Source organism: Kluyvera genomosp. 3 (genome assembly GCF_011765685.1).
Taxonomy (GTDB): domain Bacteria; phylum Pseudomonadota; class Gammaproteobacteria; order Enterobacterales; family Enterobacteriaceae; genus Kluyvera; species Kluyvera georgiana_A.
Genome location: NZ_CP050321.1, coordinates 3080610 through 3097670, shown reverse-complemented (window position 1 = coordinate 3097670; position 17061 = coordinate 3080610). Strand labels below are relative to the sequence as shown.

Sequence of the window (17061 nt, the reverse complement as noted above, 5' to 3'; positions counted from 1 at the left end):
TTATGCCGCTTCGCGAAGGCGAACGGCAACGCTTTTCTCTTTAATCGGCAGATTCACCAGTGCCGCCAGCAGCGCCAGCGCGATATCTGCATACCACACCCACGTCAGGCTGCCTTCATATTGCATCGCTACGCCACCCAGCCACGCACCGAAGAAAGCGCCGATCTGATGGCTAAACAGCGTAAAGCCAAACAGCGTGGCCAGGTAGCGCGTGCCAAACAGCTTGCCGATGATACCGGCGGTGGGCGGTACGGTGGCCAGCCAGGTAAAGCCGATGGCGCAGGCAAATAGATAGAAAGCCGTCTCGGATTTTGACGACAGCAGGAAGAGGGCGATCATCACCGCGCGCGAGGCGTAAAGTACCGCCAGAATGTACTTCATCCGATAGCGCTTGCCGAGAAACCCAGCCACGATGCTGCCGACAATATTGCACAGACCAATCAACGACAGGCTGATGGCGGGCACCGTGGCGTCGTGGCCGCACAGGGCCGCTTCTGTAGGCAGGTGGGTCGTCAGAAACGCCACGTGAAAACCGCAGGTTAAAAAGCCTGCGTGCAGCAGCAAGTAGCTGGGATTGCGAAAGGCGAGGGCGATCTGCTGCTTTAATCCCGTATCGGCGGCAACATGGACGGTGGGCGCTGCCGCCTGACGCTTTGCGCCGCGGCACAACAGCCATGACGGAAAAATGGTGGCCAGCGCGGCCATTGCCAGAAAGACCAGCCCGGAAGCCATCCCACGCAGGCCAATAATCAATTGTACCAGCGGCGCGAAGATAAACTGGCCAACGGAGCCGCCGGCGTTAATCAGTCCGCTGGCCATTGAGCCTTTATCCGTGGGCAGCCGGCTGGCCACGACGCCAATCAGGACGGAAAAGCTGCCCGCCGCTGCGCCTGCCGGGCTGAGAAGCCCCTGGGCTAGCGTTAACGGCAGGAACGAGGCGGCCCACAGCGTACCCAACTGCCCCAGCGCAATCATCACGGCCCCGAGTACCAGCACGCTGAATGCGCCGCGTTTATCCGCCCATGCGCCAAACAGCGGCTGGAAAGCGCCCCACATTAGCTGGCCGATAGCCAGAGCCATGCTGATTTCGGCAATGCTCATCGAGGTTTGCATGACGATCGGGTGGACGAACAGACCCACGGTCTGGCGGATGCCCATGGTGATCATCAGGATCACGCTGGCGAGCGTTATCGGCAGCCATAGAGAAGAAGCGGATTGCGATGGGGTGCGCACGGTGCGCTCCTGTTGTCATTGTTATCAATGACAAGAGAGTACTGAGGGCGACGTTAAAAAGCTACGTCCCCTCAGCCCGCCGACGCGGTGAGCTGAGGGAAAAAGGTTAAGGTTTTAACCATTTATCCAGCCAGGGGAAGACTTCCTCCTGCTGTTGCTGGTAAAAGACGTGTCCAAGCTCTGGCCAGCTCTTCGTCACCAGCATATCGTCGGCTTTTTGCGAGGCCCACACTTTGTGGACTTTGGCAAAGGCGTCGCTCACCGCTTTCGCCGGGAACAGTTTGTCCTGTCCGCCGCTGAAAATCAGCATCGGTTTTGGTGCGGCAATGCTGGCAATATCGGGGATATCCATTTTCGCGGGCATTCCCGGATGCAGCATATAAAAGGCCGATTGCCCGCGCAGCACGTTGTTCCCCGGCGTCATCAGGCCGTCATAGGTGCCAAACCAGGAAATCACCGCCGTGGCGGCCACCTTCTCGGAAAGCGCCGCTAACTGCCAGGCGCGGAAACCGCCCATTGAGAAGCCCAGCACGCCGATGCGTTTGCTATCAACGCCTTTCAACGAGGCGACAAAGTCGACGGTACGCATATCCTCATAGGCGACTTCACCGGCCAGTGAACGGCCGAGATTGAAATAGTTGCTGGCCAGCGCCTGCTGCTGCTCATAAACCATCGGACCACGATCGCCCCAGCCGGGGCTGTCGATGGCGATCACCACGTAGCCGCGCTTCGCCAGCTCGTCACCGATAAAACGTCCGGTAAAGAACTTATCGGCCCACGCCTGGGCGCTGGCGAGCTGCTCCGGATTGCCCCACGGACGAATTAGCTTCTCCTTACCGATATCAAACTTTGAACCATGGTCATGAAGCAGGACGATAGCCGGGTGTGGACCGGGCGTTTTTGGCGTGAGCATCAGGGCGGAGATGCGGTTATCGTCGGTAATGTTGAGCGCGAGTTTTTCAGCGGTGTAGCTGCCACGGTCTTCGCTGGCGATAATCTGCTCATCGAACGGTTTGGTGGCGTCCGGCGTCAGCAACGCCTGGCGGAATTCCTGGCGCGCGTGCTGCTGCCAGCTCTTAAAATCAGAATAGTGCCCGGAAAGCCATGAGTCCGGATATTGCATCTGGGTTTTCATTTGTTGCCAGCTGGCAGGAAGGTTGCCTTCAACCACCCCTTGTTTCTGCCAGTCATCAGCGGCAGTGGCCTGAATTGCGGTTAGCATTGCCAGAATAAATAATATCTTACGGTTGCCACGCATCCTTACTCCTTAAATCAAAACAATGTTTCAATATGGAGTGGGGATTGTAACGGTGCCGGGAAAATAAACTGTGATCGCAGAAGGAATAAGCAACAATAGGGGGAAAGGCCGGCGTCGCGTAATCCGATAGAACGTCGCGACGCCAGATGTGACGCTAATCTAACAGCGGATTATGATTTTCCCGCCGTAACATTTTGCACAAGGCTATTAGCGGTAAACCGACCAGGGTATTCGGGTCGCGCCCTTCAAGACGGTCAAAGAGGGCAATGCCCAGTCCTTCACTTTTAAAACTGCCGGCGCAGTTAAGCGGATTTTCTTTGCGAATATAGGTGAGGATTTCTTGTTCACTCAGATGGCGAAAATGCACATCGAACGGTTCACATTCCGTCTGCAGATGACCATTTGCTGAATTATACAGCGCCAACCCGGTATAAAAAGTCACCACATTACCGCTGGCCTTTTTTAATTGTAAGCGCGCATTTTCCTCGGTATGCGGTTTGCCGGTAATTTCGCCTTCCAGCATACAGACCTGATCGGAACCAATAATGAGATGGTTCGGAAAGCGTTCCGCCAGCGCCTGCGCTTTTAACTGCGCCAGCCGCAGCACCAGGCTGCGCGGGGTTTCGCCAGGCAGCGGCAGTTCATCAACCTCCGGTGCGGCACATTCGAAGGTGATACCGAGCTTCTCAAGCAGCTGTTTGCGATAGGGGGAGGTGGAGGCAAGAATCAAATCAGGCATAATTTTTCAAATAGACTGTAGCGAATTAGATTCCGACATTTTAAACTATAGGCCGCAATGTGTGCGAATTATTGGCAAAAGGCAACCTGAGGCTGCCTTTTTCTTTGACTCTATGACGTTACAAAGTTAATATGCGCGCCCTATGCAAAAGGTAAAATTACCCCTGACTCTCGATCCGGTTCGTACGGCTCAAAAACGCCTTGATTACCAGGGTATCTATACCCCCGATCAGGCGGAGCGCGTCGCCGCGTCCGTAGTCAGTGTAGACAGTGATGTGGAATGCGAAATGTCCTTCGCTATCGATAACCAACGCCTCGCGGTCATTACCGGTGATGCGAAGGTCACGGTATCGTTGGAATGTCAGCGTTGCGGGAAACCGTTTACTCATCATGTTTACACAAAGTATTGTTTCAGCCCGGTCAAGAATGACGATCAGGTTGAGGCACTCCCGGAAGCGTATGAGCCGATTGAGGTTAACGAATTCGGTGAAATCGATCTGCTGGCGTTGGTTGAAGATGAAATCATCCTCTCCTTGCCGGTAGTTCCGGTGCATGATTCTGAACACTGTGAAGTGTCCGAGGCGGACATGGTCTTTGGCGAACTGCCTGAAGAGGCGAAGAAACCAAACCCATTTGCCGTATTAGCCAGCTTAAAGCAAAAGTAATTGAGGAGTAAGGTCCATGGCCGTACAACAGAATAAACCAACCCGTTCCAAACGTGGCATGCGTCGTTCTCATGACGCTCTGACCGCAGTCACCAGCCTGTCTGTAGACAAAACCTCTGGTGAACAACACCTGCGTCACCACATCACTGCCGACGGTTACTACCGTGGCCGTAAGGTAATCGCTAAGTAATCACGCGCAAGCGTGATTATGCTTAGTGAGGAATTTCCCCGTTCACGCGGGGAAACACCGAACCAGGCGGCGAAGATACCTTGACACGTCTAACCCTGGCGTTAGATGTCATGGGGGGCGATTTTGGCCCTTCCGTGACGGTGCCTGCAGCATTGCAGGCACTGAGTTCTAATCCGCAACTCTCACTTCTATTAGTCGGTAATCCCGACGACATTACGCCATTACTTGCCAGAGCTGACTTCGAACAACGTTCGCGTTTGCAGATTATTCCTGCCCAGTCGGTTATTGCCAGTGATGAGCGGCCATCGCATGCTATCCGCCACAGTCGCGGTAGTTCAATGCGTGTGGCGCTGGAGATGGTGAAAGAAGGGCGGGCTGAAGCCTGTGTCAGTGCAGGAAATACCGGCGCGCTGATGGGGCTCGCTAAATTGCTGCTCAAGCCCATTCAGGGAATTGAGCGCCCGGCGCTGGTGACGGTGTTACCGCATCAGCAGAAGGGCAAGACGGTAGTGCTGGATCTCGGCGCTAACGTCGACTGTGACAGTACCATGCTGGTGCAGTTTGCCGTCATGGGGTCGGTGATGGCGGAGGAAGTGCTGGGGATTGCTAACCCGCGCGTGGCCTTGCTTAACATCGGCGAAGAAGAGATTAAGGGTCATGATAGTATTCGTGACGCCTCATTAGTGCTAAAAACAATCTCTTCTCTGAACTATATCGGCTATCTTGAAGCCAATGAGCTGTTAACGGGCAAAACCGACGTTCTGGTTTGCGACGGCTTTACAGGAAACGTCACCTTAAAGACGATGGAAGGGGTAGTGCGTATGTTCCTTTCGCTGCTGAAATCGCAGAGCGAGGGGAAAAAACGGTCGTGGTGGCTGATTTTATTAAAGCGTTGGTTACAAAAAAGCCTGACAAGGCGATTCAGTCACCTCAACCCCGACCAGTATAATGGCGCCTGTCTGTTAGGATTGCGCGGCACGGTGATTAAGAGCCACGGCGCTGCTAATCAGCGTGCCTTTGCGATCGCCATTGAACAGGCAGTGCAGGCGGTGCAGCGACAAGTTCCTCAGCGAATTGCCGCTCGCCTGGAATCCGTATACCCCGCAGGGTTTGACAGAGCGGAATCTGGCAGGTAATCAAGCCAGCAGCGCCGTGAGTCAAATTGGGCGGCTATATTAGCGAAAAGTGACTGAGCGTACATGTATACGAAGATTATTGGTACCGGCAGCTATCTGCCTGAGCAAGTGCGGACTAACGCCGATCTGGAAAAAATGGTTGATACGTCTGACGAGTGGATTGTCACCCGTACAGGTATCCGTGAGCGCCGTATTGCTGGCCCTGATGAAAACGTGTCTACGCTGGGTTACGAAGCGGCCAAACGCGCGCTGGATATGGCGGGCATCGAGGCAAGCGAACTGGGGCTGATTGTGGTTGCGACCACTTCCGCTACCCATGCGTTCCCGAGCGCGGCCTGCCAGATTCAGGACATGCTGGGTGTGAAAGGCGCGCCGGCATTTGATATCGCTGCGGCATGCGCAGGCTTTACCTATGCGCTGAGCGTGGCCGATCAGTACGTGAAGTCCGGCGCGGTGAAATACGCGCTGGTTGTCGGTGCGGATACGCTGGCGCGTACTTGCGATCCAACCGATCGCGGCACGATCATTATCTTCGGTGACGGCGCGGGCGCCGTCGTGCTGGGCGCATCCGAAGAACCGGGGATTATCTCTACCCATCTGCATGCAGACGGTAGCTACGGTAAGCTGCTGACGCTGCCGAACGCCGATCGCGTCCACCCGGAAAACTCCATCCATCTGACGATGGCCGGTAACGAAGTCTTTAAAGTCGCGGTGACCGAGCTGGCGCACATCGTTGATGAAACGCTGGAAGCTAACAACCTCGACCGTTCTGAGCTGGATTGGCTGGTGCCGCACCAGGCGAACTTACGTATTATCAGCGCGACGGCGAAAAAGCTCGGCATGTCCATGGACAACGTCGTAGTGACCCTTGACCGTCACGGTAATACCTCGGCCGCTTCCGTGCCGTGCGCGTTTGACGAAGCTGTCCGCGACGGCCGCATTAAGCGCGGTCAACTGGTGCTGCTGGAGGCCTTCGGCGGCGGTTTCACCTGGGGCTCTGCGCTGGTTCGTTTCTAAGTATAAGGATAAAAAACATGACGCAATTCGCTTTCGTGTTCCCGGGGCAGGGTTCACAGGCGGTAGGCATGCTGTCTGAACTGGCAGCGACCTACCCGGTTATCGAAGAAACTTTTCATGAAGCTTCCGCAGCTCTGGGCTATGATCTGTGGGCGCTGACCCAGCAGGGGCCTGCTGAAGAGCTGAACAAAACCTGGCAGACTCAGCCTGCGCTGCTGACTGCTTCCGTTGCGCTGTACCGTTTATGGCAGCAGCAGGGCGGTAAAGCACCGGCGCTGATGGCCGGTCACAGCCTGGGCGAATACTCCGCGCTGGTTTGCGCGGGCGTAATTGCTTTCGCTGACGCGGTACGTCTGGTTGAGATGCGCGGCAAATTCATGCAGGAAGCGGTTCCGGAAGGCACCGGCGGCATGTCGGCGATCATCGGCCTCGACGATGCCTCTATTGCTAAAGCGTGTGAAGAATCTGCTGAAGGGCAGGTTGTTTCTCCGGTTAACTTCAACTCGCCGGGCCAGGTGGTTATCGCCGGTCATAAAGAAGCGGTTGAACGTGCAGGTGCCGCCTGTAAAGCCGCTGGCGCTAAGCGTGCGCTGCCGCTGCCGGTCAGCGTGCCGTCTCACTGCGCGCTGATGAAGCCAGCTGCGGAGAAACTGGCTGTTGAGCTGCAGAAAATCACCTTTAACGCGCCGACCGTTCCGGTAGTGAACAACGTCGACGTGAAGTGCGAAACCGACGGCGACGCGATTCGCGACGCGCTGGTTCGCCAGCTGTACAGCCCGGTTCAGTGGACCAAAACCGTTGAGTTTATGGCATCCCAGGGCGTAGAGCACCTGTATGAAGTTGGCCCGGGTAAAGTTCTCACCGGCCTGACCAAACGTATTGTAGATACCCTGACTGCATCGGCCATCAATGAGCCGGCTGCCCTGTCAGCGGCACTTGCGCAATAAAAGAGGAAAGCATGAGCTTTGAAGGAAAAATTGCCCTGGTAACAGGTGCAAGCCGCGGTATTGGCCGCGCAATCGCTGAAACTCTCGTCGCTCGCGGCGCAAAAGTTATCGGCACTGCGACCAGCGAAAGCGGCGCGCAGGCGATCAGCGACTATCTGGGTGCCAATGGTAAAGGTCTGATGTTGAATGTGACCGACCCGGCATCTATTGAATCTGTTCTGGGAAATATCCGCGCGGAATTTGGCGAAGTCGACATTCTGGTCAATAATGCCGGGATTACTCGTGATAACCTGTTAATGCGCATGAAAGATGACGAGTGGAACGATATCCTCGAAACCAACCTGTCATCTGTTTTCCGTCTGTCAAAAGCGGTAATGCGCGCTATGATGAAAAAGCGTCATGGGCGTATCATCACTATCGGTTCTGTGGTTGGTACCATGGGAAATGCGGGTCAGGCTAACTACGCTGCGGCGAAAGCAGGTCTGATCGGCTTCAGTAAATCACTGGCGCGTGAAGTTGCGTCACGCGGAATTACTGTGAACGTTGTTGCTCCGGGCTTTATTGAAACGGACATGACGCGTGCGCTGACCGATGAGCAGCGTGCGGGTACACTGGCGGCAGTTCCTGCGGGGCGCCTCGGCTCTCCAAATGAAATCGCCAGTGCGGTTGCATTTTTGGCCTCCGACGAAGCAAGTTACATCACTGGTGAAACGTTGCACGTAAACGGCGGGATGTACATGGTCTGATCGTGTTTTGCACAAAGTGCTCAGACAACGGGCAATCTACGTATGTCTGAGTATGATTAGTGCAAAATCATTTGCGTTATGAGGGCAAAAACCCGCAAAATAGCGTAAAATCGTGGTATGACCTGCCGGGATTTAGTTGCAAATTTTTCAACATTTTATACACTACGAAAACCATCGCGAAAGCGAGTTTTGATAGGAAATTTAAGAGTATGAGCACTATCGAAGAACGCGTTAAGAAAATCATCGGCGAACAGCTGGGCGTTAAGCAGGAAGAAGTGACCAACAATGCTTCCTTCGTTGAAGACCTGGGCGCAGATTCTCTTGACACCGTTGAGCTGGTAATGGCTCTGGAAGAAGAGTTTGATACTGAGATTCCGGACGAAGAAGCTGAGAAAATCACCACCGTTCAGGCTGCCATTGATTACATCAACGGTCACCAGGCGTAAGTGAACATCTCCAGGCGGTCATTCGACCGCCTGAGTTTTATCCTTTTGTCCCACAAGTATCTATTTAATCCCTCCCTGGAGGACAAACGTGTCTAAGCGTCGTGTAGTTGTGACCGGACTGGGCATGTTGTCTCCTGTCGGCAATACCGTAGAGTCTACCTGGAAAGCTCTCCTTGCCGGTCAGAGTGGCATCAGCCTGATCGACCATTTCGATACTAGCGCCTATGCAACCAAATTTGCTGGCTTAGTAAAGGATTTTAACTGTGATGACATTATCTCGCGCAAAGAACAGCGCAAGATGGATGCCTTCATTCAATATGGAATTGTCGCTGGCGTTCAGGCCATGCAGGATTCTGGCCTTGAAGTGACGGAAGAGAACGCTCACCGTATTGGCGCCGCTATCGGCTCCGGTATTGGCGGCCTCGGCTTGATCGAAGAAAACCACAGTTCGCTGGTAAACGGCGGGCCGCGTAAGATCAGCCCCTTCTTCGTTCCGTCCACGATTGTTAACATGGTGGCGGGTCACCTGACCATCATGTTCGGTCTGCGTGGGCCAAGCATCTCTATCGCGACCGCCTGTACTTCTGGTGTGCATAACATCGGTCAGGCAGCACGTATTATCGCTTATGGCGATGCGGATGCGATGGTTGCCGGCGGCGCAGAAAAAGCCAGTACCCCGCTGGGTGTCGGTGGCTTTGGTGCCGCGCGTGCGCTGTCTACGCGTAACGATAACCCGCAGGCGGCAAGCCGTCCGTGGGATAAAGATCGTGATGGCTTCGTGCTGGGTGACGGCGCGGGCATGGTGGTACTCGAAGAGTACGAGCACGCGAAAAAACGCGGTGCGAAAATCTATGCTGAAATCGTTGGTTTTGGTATGAGCAGCGATGCGTACCACATGACGTCACCGCCGGAAAACGGCGCGGGCGCAGCGTTGGCGATGGTTAACGCTATTCGTGACGCGGGTATTGAAGCGGGCCAGATTGGCTACGTTAACGCCCACGGTACCTCTACGCCAGCGGGCGATAAAGCAGAAGCGCAGGCCGTGAAGTCTGTCTTCGGCGACGCCGCCAGCCGCGTACTGGTCAGCTCCACCAAATCCATGACCGGCCATCTGCTGGGCGCGGCGGGTGCAGTAGAATCTATCTACTCTATCCTCGCGCTGCGCGATCAGGCCGTTCCGCCAACCATCAACCTGGATAACCCGGATGAAGGTTGCGACCTGGACTTCGTACCGCACGAAGCACGCCAGGTAAGCGGGATGGAGTACACGCTGTGTAACTCCTTCGGCTTCGGTGGCACCAACGGCTCGCTGATTTTCAAACGCGTGTAGTTGGTCGCAAAGCCAATAAAAACGGAGCGCTAAGCGCTCCGTTTTTTTATGCCATGAATACGGCTACTGGTAAGTAAAGGTGAGCTGAACGGTGGCCTTAAACTCACCGGCGGTGACCGCGCCCGTCGGGGTGTACATCCGCGCCGAGAGCGGGAAGACCGCCCGGCGGCTGGTGCTATCGACGGGCGTTACCAGTCTTCCTGCCGGTGATATCTCGCTGAGATGGTCGCGGGTCATAATTTGCAGCGCCATGCCGCTGGCGCTGCCCTGGGCGTTGGCGAACTTGGTCGTGTCAACGGAATCGGCATCGCCGCTGAACAGCGCCGTGACCTGGGTGGTTGACGGCGGGCAAGCGGAGAGCGTCAGCGTGAAATCCTGCCATTCGCTGGTATCGCCAACGTTTGGGTAGTCAACGGCGCGCGCCTGTTCAAAGGTGACCGTCTGTTCTTTGGTTCCCGTATCCACCGTACAGGCGGAAGCCACTACGGTGCCGCTCAGATTAATATCGGTAGCCTGCACAGCATGAAGGCCGCTCACCGCCCACAGGCAGGCCAGGGCAGGCAGCAGTTTGCTTATCCGGTGCGCCATTGTCTCTCCTGAATTACTGATAGGTAAAGGTGGCTTGTACCTGACCGACAATGGTCCCTGGCATTACGCTACCGTTCGATACCGCACGGGCGCGCATCACCAGGTCATAGGCATGAGTGGCGGTGGGAATCGCGACGTTTTCTAGTTTTGCGCCATTCTTATAGGCGCTGTTGCTGCTGCTGTCCGTCAGTTCCAGCTTCAGATTGGTGGCAGTGCCGGTATTTTTGTAGTAGTTGGTGTCGGTGTCGGCGGTCCCGGCGAACGCCACGCTAAACGAGGTCGTAGAGGCCGGGCAACTGGTGAGCCTGAGCGTCACGTCAGCCCACGTGGTGGCGCTGCCGCTAGTCGCCAGCGAATCCGCCTGAATATTATCGCCTAAGCTGACGGCCAGAGAGTCGTTATTGCCGTTGACGATGCAAGGGGAAGCGACAACCTTACCTGTAATATCGATATTCACTGCCTGACTGGCCGCTGAGAACAATCCCGTGCAGACCAGCAGACTCAGCGCCATTTTGTTTCCGTTTACGATATGCATAAATTGTCCTTATTAGTTGTAGGTCACTTTGAGTTCAATGGCTGATTTGACGTTGCCAGGCCTGACGTTATTGGCATCGTCAACGAAATAGGCCACTTTAAAATTGGGTAGGGTATAGTCACCGGAGCCATCGTAATTGCTCACTGGGATGGCGGTATTTATCTGATGAGGCGTGCCGTCGGCGTTTTGTACCTGGATATACACATTTTGCGCATAACCATCGCCACTCACCGTATTGATCACACCATTGGCAGCGTTATGAGTACCGTACACAGCTGAAAAATTGTAAGAGATACGGTCAACAGCACCGGGGCAATTGGTCAACGTTACGACAGGCGCTTCTGTTACATTCAGGGCTCCATTTTGGATCGTATTACCATAAAGCGTGGGCAGCGTGATTTCAGTGGGGGCGTCAATACCACACGCAGTTACCTTGATATCACTGGTAATTTTTGAAAGGATAACCCCTGATATCAGACTGGTGCCTTCCCCCTCAGGGTTATGCGCCATTAACGTGACTTGCGGCAGGCTGGTTATTTTTCCCGCGGGGATTTTTTCCAGTAATCTGACGAGCCGATAGCGTAAATGAAAGTACGAATATGTAACGCCAGGACTGTGGGGCATATTCAAACGATAAGTTGGTGCGGTCTCGCTTTCTGGTGGCTCAAAGTCAGCAACCCCCTCGAAACGATACTGGATCCCGATACCGGGATTGCTGGTAGCCCAGGTTTTGTTGTCGCTTAGCAGCGTACCGTTGATCGACAGTTCAACATAGGCCGTGGTGCCACTGCTAGCTGCTACGCTATAACTAATGGAACTATTATCATGAAATCCCCCAGTATTTTCACCAACGTTGGCTGGGATGGTAAAGTTATCAAGATCATAGCCCATGTCACGGATGTTGATATTGCTAAAGTAATGCGCATTTGCATTATTGACTATTAAATGGGTAATGATGAGACTTAATAAAAGTGCTCTCATAAATTTAATATCCTTATTTTTATGTTATCGGCACACTGAATTCAGCTCAATAATTCCGCTTTCCGAAACGGTGCTCTGAAGTTGTAAATTAGCCATGCAATGTTGGCCATCCTGCTGGCCCCATCGCACCTGCAGCGCCGTTTTATCAGCCATCCCTGTCAAATAAACTTGTCCACCGTCGCCGACAATGGCACTACCTGCGGTACTATCAGAGACTATCGCCCCAAATGGTACGGGTTCGCCGTTACTGCGCGTTAACGTCATCAGCACCCGTTTGCCCACGCGAGTATCAAAATGCGCGCGCACAATCGCACCGCGGGTTGGCGTAATGATTTTGCTGGTCAGTTCGACGTCGGCACCGTCGGGCAGGGTGGCGGTGTCCAGCGATACCGTTGATTCACGATAGGGCGTGACGTACGGCACTACGGTGTAGCCGCGAAAATCGGTTCTGACCCCGGTTTGGTTACTGATGGTCACGCCGCCGGCACCGGGCGCTTCCACCAATGCAGCGGTTTCACCCAGCGCCTGGCTTAACGTTACGCCGTGCGCATGCGCCACGACGCCGCCTTCAATGCCGTAGTTGACGCGCTTTTGATCGTGGTCATAGCTGTAGGCGGTGTTGAGCCGCGCGTAAGTGCCCTGATAATCCAGGCTGGCGTAGCCGCCACTGCCTTCGCCGTGGTTGGTTTCGCTCTGCTGCACGTTCCAGTTGAGGTTACGGTCTTCCAGTAGCGAACCATTTAAACCCACGTTATGGCTGGTGTCGCCGCGCTTGCTGGCATTCAGGCTGTAGGAGGCGTAGCTGTTGCTGAGCCAGCGGTCGAGCGGCACGTTAATGCTTAATGAGAAGATCTGATCTTCGGCGTAGACCTTATCGCTGTCGGTATCGGTGGTATTGCGGTTATAGCTGTAGTTCAGGTTATAGGTTACGCCTGCCCAGCTATTGCTGTAACCCACGCCGATAGAGCGCATCTGGCGGTCACTGTTCCAGTAGTCTTCGCTCATGGCGGTCAATGACAGCGAGCCAAAGTGCTCGCCGATATTCTGGTTGAGCTGAAATTCAGCGCGGTTGCGACGACGGTCATCGTTGGTGCGCCATTCATCTTCGCGCCAGGTGTCCAGTACTTCTGACAGCGTGTAGTAGCCGGAAGTGGAGTAACGATAGCCCGCGATAGAGACGTTGGTCCCGGTTTCAAGGATGTTTTTGCTGTAGCGCACGCGCCAGGATTGACCGCCTTCTTTATCCCGGTCTTTCTGCGTCGACCACGCCTGCGTGCCGTCAATCGACACCGCGCCCAGCTCGCCAAAGTTTTTCCCCACGCCGCCGAGCAAAGCCTGATAATGTTGAGAGAATTGTCCGCCGCCATAGATAGTGAAACCTGCGGGCAGGCCGTAAATCGCGGTGGCCTGGGTAAACATTTCTTTGTCGATATCGCCGTCATAGGGGCGATACTGGCCGCTGGTCAGGCTGTATTTGAACCGTCCTTCACGCTGCAACACCGGCAAGGACGCGAAGGCCACCGTCTGATGCTGCTCGCTGCCGTCGGCCTCTTTAATGATTACGTCGAGGTCGCCGGAGCTGCCGGTTGGGTACATATCGGTAATTTCAAAAGCGCCAGGCGAGACATAGCTCTGGTAAATGGTGTAGCCGTTTTGCTTGACGATCACCTGCGCGTTGGTTCGGGCGATGCCGCGCACTACCGGGGCATAGCCGCGCAGGCTGTCCGGTAGCATATCGTCGTCGGAGGCCAACTGCGCGCCGCGAAACGGCACGCTGTCGAACATATCCGACGGCGCGGTGCTGTCGCCCAGCGTCAATTGGCTTTTAAGCGCGATAATGTTGCGCTGCGCGTAGGTATAGAGAGAATCCCAGCTCTCCTGCGCATTGCCGCCGTTGTCGCTACGGTTCCAGGTGCTGTAGTTACGAATACGCCACGGGCCCACGTTCAATCCTGGACGCAGGCTCAAATAGTAACTGTCGGAGTCCGACATGCCGCTATGGCGGGCTTCAGTGTTATCGCCGCTGAAGCTGTAGTTGAGCAGCAGAGCGTTGATGCCTTCATCCAGCCGTTCCGGCGCGACGTAGCCGCGAGCGTGATTGCTGACAGCGGCCTGTGGCACCGAAAGCTGCAGCAATTGACGCTCAAAGATAAATTCCGCGCTCGCCTGTGGGATGACGCTTAGATCGGCGCAGTTACCCGCAAGGCGGGGAAACTGGTCGGTGCGAACGCCAAATTCCTTCAGCGTGGCGACGCTCAGACACGGTTGCAGCGTGGTATTTCCTGCGGCGTCTTTTTGCGTGACAAACTCAACGTTATACACGCCGAGGGCGGTTTTGTTGAGCATGACGTTAACCCGGTAGGTGCCGGGCATCTGGCCGACGCCTTCTTCAAAGGCGGAGAGGTCGGTCAGATCTTTCCCCGGCCCGTCAATCCCCAGCAGCGCCGGGTTAAAGTATTCGCGGGCCAGCGCGCTGCTGCACAGCGGTAAGGCGCACTGTAAGGCAATAAAGCAGGCGATCTGACTCAGCGTCATTCTTTTTTTGTATGCGTCTGCATTCATCCCGATTTCCTTTCGGTGCTGGTGTTAAAGGCGCGCGCGGTGCTCGTCGCCGATGGAGCCAAAGTCGTTAATCAGCGTCCAGCTCACATCGCCGCTGGCGCCGTTGGGGATGCTAAAACTGGCGGAGCTCATGGGCGCCACGTAGGTAGCATCCTTCACCGTACTGGCGCCGACCTTTAACGTGCTGAAGTTCATGTAATAGGCTGTGGGGTTGCTGACGGTGAGCTTGTTGCCACTGCGCTGCCAGCTGAGTTTCCCGGTAAGATCTTCCGGTTGTTGCGTCAGAGACTGCGGGCGATAAATTAATTTGATGCGCGTTTTCACTGCTATTTGCAGGGTGTTGACGTTATCTTTCTTTTCGGTCGCCGGGATCGACTTAATATTCAGCCAGTAAAGCGATTCACGGTCTTCGGCAAGATTGCCGCCGGTGCGAATAATCCGCAGGGTATTTTCTTGCCCGCCGCCAAGGCGAAATAGCGGTGGCGTGACCATAAACGGTGATTTATCCGCGCTGGATTCTCCGGCATCGCTCCATGACTGAATTAAAAAGGATGACTTGTCGGGATTTTTGACGCTAATCGAGGTTTCTTTTTTTTCACCGTTATAAATGACACGGGTCCCCCCGACAATAACGCCTGCCTGCACGGATGCTGATAGCAACGAGACGACAACGATTGGAATATATTTATTCATTGCTTATACCTCGAAAAATAAAGCCGGAAATACCCGGCTTTATTCATTATTAATAACGCGTCATGCCGTACTCAGAGGCTTAGTTGTAGGTCAGCGTAAAGTTAACGGAACCATTCGCGTCACCACCGTTAATGGTGGCTTCGGTCGCAATATAGCGAGCGAAGAAGTCGAGGCTGGTGTCAGCCGGTGCCTCGGCCGTTCCTTTGATGGTGACTTCATTGGATTTGGCGCCCAGCGGCAGCGCGGAGCTGTCTGCGTTCAGCAACTGAATGGCGACGCCTTTGGCGACGCTCGCGGTGCCATAGCCGGTCAACTGCAGGTAGTCGTTATTGATGGTATCTGGCTTACCGTCGTATTTAACGGAAACCGGTTTGCCCAGCAGATCAGCTGGGCAGCCGCTTAACACCAGGGTGAATTCGGTCGTGGCTGCCGTATCGCCTGGCGCAGCAAAAGCGGTTTTTGCCACTTCGCCCAGCTCAACGGTCTGCGGGTTGGCGACGGTGCTGTTAACCTGGCAACCGGCTTCGATGATTTTCCCGGTAAAATTAACGGTACCATCCTGAGCCATGACTGAAGAAGCAATGCCCATAGAGGTGAAAAATGCGACTGCGGCCAATTTTCCTTTCATTACATATTCCCTATTACATGAGGTAGCATACTTCCACTCTTAATATATTTAATAAGAGTGATAACATTTTTGACGTATTAATTGTGAATGAGATTAATCGTTGTTGATAAACGAATGAACCCGGCAGGAATATTTAATGAATATGTTATTGACAACAATTAATTTAATCTAAAAGGTATATTAAATTAGGGTTAATAAATCCATGCTAATAATTATATTGATGTGTTAATTATGTGGAGGGTGGCGTCAATGGTTGGTAACTTAATGATTAAATTGAATGGATGAAATCATGTCTTTAATTTAAAATTATTTAATTCGATTCTGAAGCATTCGGGAGAATATGTCTATAGGGAACGAATAGAGTAAAATATTTTTTTGTAAAATTGTTTGTTTTGTAATCAGTGGCTGAAATATTTCTCGGCAATGACCTAATCCTGTTATGACTGTGTGTAGGATGCGCCGAACGCAGAACGGGCGGTTCTGTGCCGTAAAGGTCCGGACGGGCTGTGAATTATTCACCCCGCCTGATACCCTTATATTAAAAATCAGGAGCGCAAATGTATTTGATCAACGGTAAAGCCTCTGACCTTTTACCCGTCGCCGACCGTGGGCTACAGTTTGGCGATGGCTGTTTTACAACGGCGAGGGTGAGGGAAGGGCGCATCGCTTTGCTGGCCGCACATCTCGCGCGGCTACAGCAGGCCTGCGCTCGGCTGGCAATTCCGTTCGACGCGTGGGAGATGCTTGATGAAGAGATGCGGCGCATGGCGTTGCCGCATGCGGACGGGGTGCTGAAGGTGACGATCACCCGCGGCGCGGGTGGTCGCGGCTATAGCTCGGCAGACTGCCAGCAGCCGACACGAATTCTCAGCATTTCTGCCGCTCCTGCCCACTATGCCCGCTGGAAGGAGACAGGGGCGACGCTGGCGTTGAGCCCGGTTCCGCTCGGGCGTAATCCTTACCTGGCCGGGCTTAAACACCTCAATCGCCTTGAACAGGTGCTGATTCGTTCTCATCTTGAGCAGACAAACGCCGATGAGGCCCTTGTCCTTGACAGCGACGGGTGGCTTACGGAATGCTGTGCCGCCAATCTGTTCTGGCGCTGCGGCCGCGATGTGTATACCCCGCGCCTCGATCAGGCGGGGGTGAACGGTATTATGCGGCAATTTATTATCGCCCAACTGGCACCGACGGCCTATCGCGTGGTCGAAGTGAATGCGCCGCTGTCGGCGCTGGAACAGGCGGATGAAGTGCTGATATGCAACGCGCTGATGCCGGTAGTCCCTGTTCAACGCTATGCGGATTTGCACTGGTCAGCCCGCGAGCTTTACCAATTTTTAGCCCCAATTTGTGAGTCGTCTGATTAGC

18 protein-coding genes are annotated in these 17061 nt (G+C 54.4%); 9 read left to right on the top strand and 9 right to left on the bottom strand.

The window, feature by feature from the left end; all coding sequences use genetic code 11:
- The 3 genes from GY169_RS14655 to GY169_RS14645 form a co-directional block, all read right to left on the bottom strand.
- The gene (locus GY169_RS14655) at nt 1-1233 is read right to left on the bottom strand and encodes an MFS transporter (protein WP_223882104.1); all 1233 of its coding nucleotides are present in this window, start codon (nt 1231-1233) and stop codon (nt 1-3) included.
- 106 nt (nt 1234-1339) lie between these two features.
- Nucleotides 1340-2455, bottom strand: coding sequence for a dienelactone hydrolase family protein (locus tag GY169_RS14650; RefSeq protein WP_223882177.1), 1116 nt, complete (start codon nt 2453-2455; stop codon nt 1340-1342).
- 190 nt (nt 2456-2645) lie between these two features.
- On the bottom strand, nt 2646-3230 hold the full coding sequence (locus GY169_RS14645) for a Maf family protein (protein ID WP_167576192.1): 585 nt from the start codon (nt 3228-3230) through the stop codon (nt 2646-2648).
- A gap of 142 nt (nt 3231-3372) precedes the next feature.
- Here GY169_RS14645 and yceD point away from each other — a divergent pair, with 142 nt between their 5' ends.
- From yceD to fabF, 8 genes are all read left to right on the top strand, one after another.
- Nucleotides 3373-3894 (top strand): 23S rRNA accumulation protein YceD, encoded by a 522-nt coding sequence (gene yceD / locus GY169_RS14640; protein WP_064549133.1) that lies wholly within the window; start codon nt 3373-3375, stop codon nt 3892-3894.
- Between the two features lie 16 nt (nt 3895-3910).
- Nucleotides 3911-4084 carry a 50S ribosomal protein L32 gene (gene rpmF, locus GY169_RS14635; protein WP_064549135.1) on the top strand — a complete coding sequence of 58 codons (174 nt, stop codon included), beginning with the start codon at nt 3911-3913 and terminating at the stop codon, nt 4082-4084.
- An 80-nt stretch (nt 4085-4164) separates the two neighbouring features.
- Complete coding sequence (gene plsX / locus GY169_RS14630; RefSeq protein WP_163448100.1) at nt 4165-5220, top strand: phosphate acyltransferase PlsX; 1056 nt, start codon at nt 4165-4167, stop codon at nt 5218-5220.
- Nucleotides 5221-5283: 63 nt separating this feature from the next.
- Nucleotides 5284-6237: a beta-ketoacyl-ACP synthase III gene (locus GY169_RS14625; RefSeq protein ID WP_163448099.1), complete on the top strand. Its 954-nt coding sequence runs from the start codon at nt 5284-5286 to the stop codon at nt 6235-6237.
- Nucleotides 6238-6254: 17 nt separating this feature from the next.
- Nucleotides 6255-7184 carry an ACP S-malonyltransferase gene (gene fabD, locus GY169_RS14620; RefSeq protein WP_163448098.1) on the top strand — a complete coding sequence of 310 codons (930 nt, stop codon included), beginning with the start codon at nt 6255-6257 and terminating at the stop codon, nt 7182-7184.
- 11 nt (nt 7185-7195) lie between these two features.
- Nucleotides 7196-7930 carry a 3-oxoacyl-ACP reductase FabG gene (gene fabG / locus GY169_RS14615; protein ID WP_064549143.1) on the top strand — a complete coding sequence of 245 codons (735 nt, stop codon included), beginning with the start codon at nt 7196-7198 and terminating at the stop codon, nt 7928-7930.
- 209 nt (nt 7931-8139) lie between these two features.
- Complete coding sequence (gene acpP, locus GY169_RS14610; RefSeq protein ID WP_000103754.1) at nt 8140-8376, top strand: acyl carrier protein; 237 nt, start codon at nt 8140-8142, stop codon at nt 8374-8376.
- A gap of 88 nt (nt 8377-8464) precedes the next feature.
- Nucleotides 8465-9706: a beta-ketoacyl-ACP synthase II gene (gene fabF, locus GY169_RS14605; protein WP_167576191.1), complete on the top strand. Its 1242-nt coding sequence runs from the start codon at nt 8465-8467 to the stop codon at nt 9704-9706.
- A 63-nt stretch (nt 9707-9769) separates the two neighbouring features.
- On the opposite strand, the gene GY169_RS14600 is transcribed toward fabF, so the two are convergent.
- The 6 genes from GY169_RS14600 to GY169_RS14575 form a co-directional block, all read right to left on the bottom strand.
- Nucleotides 9770-10294, bottom strand: coding sequence for a fimbrial protein (locus GY169_RS14600; RefSeq protein WP_167576190.1), 525 nt, complete (start codon nt 10292-10294; stop codon nt 9770-9772).
- A gap of 13 nt (nt 10295-10307) precedes the next feature.
- Complete coding sequence (locus tag GY169_RS14595) at nt 10308-10829, bottom strand: fimbrial protein (RefSeq protein WP_167576189.1); 522 nt, start codon at nt 10827-10829, stop codon at nt 10308-10310.
- 12 nt (nt 10830-10841) lie between these two features.
- Nucleotides 10842-11810, bottom strand: coding sequence for a fimbrial protein (locus tag GY169_RS14590; protein ID WP_223882103.1), 969 nt, complete (start codon nt 11808-11810; stop codon nt 10842-10844).
- 24 nt (nt 11811-11834) lie between these two features.
- A complete protein-coding gene (locus tag GY169_RS14585) occupies nt 11835-14372 on the bottom strand; it encodes a fimbria/pilus outer membrane usher protein (protein ID WP_167576188.1) in 2538 nt (845 codons plus the stop codon).
- 24 nt (nt 14373-14396) lie between these two features.
- Nucleotides 14397-15065 (bottom strand): molecular chaperone, encoded by a 669-nt coding sequence (locus tag GY169_RS14580; protein WP_167576187.1) that lies wholly within the window; start codon nt 15063-15065, stop codon nt 14397-14399.
- Between the two features lie 79 nt (nt 15066-15144).
- Complete coding sequence (locus GY169_RS14575) at nt 15145-15693, bottom strand: fimbrial protein (RefSeq protein WP_167576186.1); 549 nt, start codon at nt 15691-15693, stop codon at nt 15145-15147.
- Nucleotides 15694-16250: 557 nt separating this feature from the next.
- On the opposite strand from GY169_RS14575, the gene pabC reads away from it, so the two are divergent.
- Nucleotides 16251-17060, top strand: coding sequence for an aminodeoxychorismate lyase (gene pabC, locus GY169_RS14570; RefSeq protein WP_167576185.1), 810 nt, complete (start codon nt 16251-16253; stop codon nt 17058-17060).
- Nucleotide 17061: the final 1 nt, after the last annotated feature.

Excerpts from the sequence above, each read along its gene's own strand:
- GY169_RS14650 (WP_223882177.1), bottom strand. The coding sequence starts at position 2,455 with ATGCTAACCGCAATTCAGGCCACTGCCGCTGATGACTGGCAGAAACAA.
- GY169_RS14645 (WP_167576192.1), bottom strand. The coding sequence starts at position 3,230 with ATGCCTGATTTGATTCTTGCCTCCACCTCCCCCTATCGCAAACAGCTG.
- yceD (WP_064549133.1), top strand. The coding sequence starts at position 3,373 with ATGCAAAAGGTAAAATTACCCCTGACTCTCGATCCGGTTCGTACGGCT.
- rpmF (WP_064549135.1), top strand. The coding sequence starts at position 3,911 with ATGGCCGTACAACAGAATAAACCAACCCGTTCCAAACGTGGCATGCGT.
- GY169_RS14625 (WP_163448099.1), top strand. The coding sequence starts at position 5,284 with ATGTATACGAAGATTATTGGTACCGGCAGCTATCTGCCTGAGCAAGTG.
- fabD (WP_163448098.1), top strand. The coding sequence starts at position 6,255 with ATGACGCAATTCGCTTTCGTGTTCCCGGGGCAGGGTTCACAGGCGGTA.
- fabG (WP_064549143.1), top strand. The coding sequence starts at position 7,196 with ATGAGCTTTGAAGGAAAAATTGCCCTGGTAACAGGTGCAAGCCGCGGT.
- acpP (WP_000103754.1), top strand. The coding sequence starts at position 8,140 with ATGAGCACTATCGAAGAACGCGTTAAGAAAATCATCGGCGAACAGCTG.
- GY169_RS14600 (WP_167576190.1), bottom strand. The coding sequence starts at position 10,294 with ATGGCGCACCGGATAAGCAAACTGCTGCCTGCCCTGGCCTGCCTGTGG.
- GY169_RS14595 (WP_167576189.1), bottom strand. The coding sequence starts at position 10,829 with ATGCATATCGTAAACGGAAACAAAATGGCGCTGAGTCTGCTGGTCTGC.
- GY169_RS14590 (WP_223882103.1), bottom strand. The coding sequence starts at position 11,810 with ATGAGAGCACTTTTATTAAGTCTCATCATTACCCATTTAATAGTCAAT.
- GY169_RS14585 (WP_167576188.1), bottom strand. The coding sequence starts at position 14,372 with ATGAATGCAGACGCATACAAAAAAAGAATGACGCTGAGTCAGATCGCC.
- GY169_RS14580 (WP_167576187.1), bottom strand. The coding sequence starts at position 15,065 with ATGAATAAATATATTCCAATCGTTGTCGTCTCGTTGCTATCAGCATCC.
- GY169_RS14575 (WP_167576186.1), bottom strand. The coding sequence starts at position 15,693 with ATGAAAGGAAAATTGGCCGCAGTCGCATTTTTCACCTCTATGGGCATT.
- pabC (WP_167576185.1), top strand. The coding sequence starts at position 16,251 with ATGTATTTGATCAACGGTAAAGCCTCTGACCTTTTACCCGTCGCCGAC.